Here is a 389-nt window from a genome sequence, read left to right as displayed (position 1 = left end):
GACGCTGGAAAAGTAAAAGAGTTAAGAGATCAAATAGCGAAGGCCAACGGTCTTTCAGAAAGAACCATCAGACGATATCTGGCTCAATTCCGGGAATATGGTTTTGGGGGATTGAAGCCACATAGGAGAAAAGCTACTCGAAAGTCAGAAGCCATCCCTCATCATCTATTGGAACAGGCGATACTTCTTCGTAAGGAAGTACCAAGCCGGAGCGTAGCTCAAATTATACAAATTCTTGAATGGGAAGGTTTAGCTGAATCAGGGCAAATTAAAAGATCTACGCTCCAGGAAAAGCTCACAGAAAAAGGTTACAGCACACGACAAATGCGACTCTATTCCCAGACGGGAGTAGCTGCCCGAAGGTTCCAGAAACGCCATCGTAACCAACT

1 protein-coding gene is annotated in these 389 nt (G+C 45.0%); it reads left to right on the top strand.

Features of this window, described 5'->3' with window-relative positions; all coding sequences use genetic code 11:
* On the top strand, positions 1-389 hold a 389-nt coding region (locus tag BIV59_RS20620; RefSeq protein WP_139194433.1), incomplete at both ends, for a helix-turn-helix domain-containing protein.

Origin of the sequence: Bacillus sp. MUM 13 (genome assembly GCF_001866725.1) — a bacterium.
In the GTDB taxonomy this organism is placed as follows: domain Bacteria; phylum Bacillota; class Bacilli; order Bacillales; family DSM-1321; genus Peribacillus.
This window is presented reverse-complemented; position numbering and strand designations above follow the sequence as displayed.